Annotated in this window: 5 protein-coding genes and 1 tRNA gene; 3 read left to right on the plus strand and 3 right to left on the minus strand. The window is 62.3% G+C overall.

Translation table 11 applies throughout. The annotated features are described in order from the left end of the window. Both EN884_RS33320 and EN884_RS33325 read left to right on the plus strand, forming a co-directional pair. The coding region (locus EN884_RS33320) for a TOBE domain-containing protein (protein WP_128361019.1) at window positions 1-258 on the plus strand (258 nt) is incomplete at its 5' end. Between the two features lie 10 nt (window positions 259-268). Next, the gene (locus EN884_RS33325; RefSeq protein ID WP_013528979.1) at window positions 269-1,150 is read left to right on the plus strand and encodes a MurR/RpiR family transcriptional regulator; all 882 of its coding nucleotides are present in this window, start codon (window positions 269-271) and stop codon (window positions 1,148-1,150) included. Window positions 1,151-1,166: 16 nt separating this feature from the next. Here EN884_RS33325 and EN884_RS33330 read toward each other — a convergent pair whose 3' ends face one another. Next, window positions 1,167-1,484 (minus strand): DUF167 domain-containing protein, encoded by a 318-nt coding sequence (locus EN884_RS33330; protein WP_063169480.1) that lies wholly within the window; start codon window positions 1,482-1,484, stop codon window positions 1,167-1,169. 13 nt (window positions 1,485-1,497) lie between these two features. Continuing rightward, on the minus strand, window positions 1,498-1,788 hold the full coding sequence (locus tag EN884_RS33335) for a YggT family protein (protein ID WP_013528977.1): 291 nt from the start codon (window positions 1,786-1,788) through the stop codon (window positions 1,498-1,500). A gap of 159 nt (window positions 1,789-1,947) precedes the next feature. On the opposite strand from EN884_RS33335, the gene EN884_RS33340 reads away from it, so the two are divergent. Then, window positions 1,948-2,023 (plus strand) — tRNA-Ala (locus EN884_RS33340). 101 nt (window positions 2,024-2,124) lie between these two features. Here the strand turns inward: EN884_RS33340 and EN884_RS39140 are convergent. Then, window positions 2,125-2,337: hypothetical protein (locus tag EN884_RS39140; RefSeq protein WP_206617710.1), on the minus strand; the 213-nt coding region annotated here is incomplete at its 5' end.

Below are 2,337 nucleotides of genomic sequence, written 5' to 3' on the forward strand. Positions count from 1 at the left end.
CCGCCGGACAGCGCGGTGGAGGCCGGCATCCGGCCCGAGCATTTTGTCATCGGCGAGGCTGTCGACGCGATGGCGATCAGGGTGGATGTCGTTGAGCCCACCGGCTCCGAAACACATGTCTATGGCGCTATCGGTGCTGATACGGTACGCGCCGTGTTCCGTGACAGGGTGCCGGTCAGGCCGGGAGACCTGCTGCCGGTCTCGGTCGATCCCGGCAACATCCATCTGTTCGACAAGGCGACGGGCCTGCCTCTATGAAAATATCAGCATGAAGACGCCGGCCGACATCATCACGCGCCTGCAGCTGATGTCGCAGGACGGAACGAAGTCGGATCGCAAGCTGGCCGGCTTCGTGCTGGCAGACCTCGACTTCGTTTCCAAGGCGGCGATTTCGGAAATTGCCGCGCGCGTCGGTGTCAGCGAGCCGACGGTGACGCGGTTCTGCCGCAACCTCGGCTGCGAGGGCCTGCGCGACTTCAAATTCTATCTGGCGCAAGCCATCGCCATCGGCGGCCAGTATCTGTCGCCGGAGCCGTTGAGCCGCGATGCCCGCGAACAGCGCATCGCTTCCGCCATCACCGAAGCGGCGATATCGGCCATCCAGCGCGCCAGCGAAAACCTCGACATGACGACGCTGGTCGCCGTCGCCGCACGCATCGCGGTTTCCGGCAATGTGCTGTGCATCGGCTCCGGTGGCATTTCGTCGATGATGGCGACCGAAATGCAGAACCGGCTGTTCAGGCTTGGCGTGTCGGTGCTGGCGCAAATCGACGGACAGTTGCAACGCATGTACGCCGCCGTCGCCACCCCCGACACCACGCTGATCGCCTTCTCCGTCTCCGGCTATGCACGATCGGTCATCGATGCGGTGCAGGTCGCCCAGCAATATGGCGCCACGACGATCGCCATCACCCCGCCGGACTCCGCGCTCGCCAAGGTCGCCGACACGGTCATCCATTTCCAGTCGCTGGAAGACGGCAATATCTACAAGCCGACATCGTCGCGCTATGCGCTGCTGTCGATCGTCGACATGATCGTCACCTCGGTCGCCGAGACGCGCGGACCAAGGGTTCTGGAAAATCTGCGCCGCATCAAGCAGAGCGTCAACACGTTGAAAGTTGACGATCCGCGTTTGCCGCTGGGGGATTGACCCTCCGGCAAGGACATCAGGCCTGATGGCCGAGCGCCTCGATGCTTTTCGCCAACGTCTCCGGATCGCCTTCAATGCGCACGGTCTTCAGCCGCGCCGTGCCGCCGGCGACAACCGAGACGGCGGACCCCGGCACGCCAATCGCCTTGGCAATCAGCTTTTCGAGCGCATGATTGGCGGCGCCGTTTTCCGGCACGGCGCGGACGCGCGCTTTCAGATGGCTTCGCTCGTCCGCCGTGGTCTCGATGCCTTCGAGCCTGTCCAGCGCAGCCTTCGGCGTCAGCCGGACAAACACGTCGACACCATCATCGCGCAGGCGAAACGGCGCGCTCATACGATCATCGGGCTCACAGGACCAGAGGCGCCACACTGGTCAATATGAACTGCCGCAGGAAGAACAGGATCAGAAGCAGGATGATCGGCGAGATGTCGATGCCGCCAAGGTCCGGCATGAAACGGCGGATCGGCCGCAACGCCGGTTCGGTCAGCCGATAGAGCATGTTGCCGATGGAACCGACGAACTGATTGCGCGAGTTGACGACGTTGAAGGCGTAAAGCCAGGAAAAGATCGCCGATGCGATGATGATCCACCAGTAGAGGTCGAGCGCCATGACGATTGTCTGAATGAGGGCGAGCATGCCGGTCTCCAATTGTTGCCGACATGTAGCCATTGCACGCGAAACCGGCAAGGGCCGCCTGCCACGGTGCGCCGGTACGGCTGCCAGCCACTGGATTTCGGCAAACCTCCGCCTTGACAGGAAACCGCAGCGCCCGATAAATGCGCCCATCCGCTGGACGGGGCTGTAGCTCAGCTGGGAGAGCGCGTCGTTCGCAATGACGAGGTCAGGAGTTCGATCCTCCTCAGCTCCACCAGCGGATTAATTCCTCGCTCTCCGCGCCATATGCACTCCGGTCGCCCCCGCCGAAACGCCTTGGCCACAACGCACAGAAAAAACTGATTTGGTAACGTCAATTTAGTGGGGCGGTTTGCAAAAAAAACGGAAACAATCGACGAGCGCTTCCGCCATAAGTCCAATTGACAAAAGTCTTGCCGGAGATTGCGAAAACAGGCGGCGCGGCGCGCGGCCTTTTAGGCGCGCCGGCACGGCAAATGCCAGCCGTGGAGGCAAGCCCGGACGAGCGTCGCGGAGTGCATATGGCGCGGAGAGCGAGGAATTAATCCGCTG

It is taken from the genome of Mesorhizobium sp. M7A.F.Ca.AU.001.01.1.1, from assembly GCF_004022735.1.
Taxonomy (GTDB): domain Bacteria; phylum Pseudomonadota; class Alphaproteobacteria; order Rhizobiales; family Rhizobiaceae; genus Mesorhizobium; species Mesorhizobium ciceri.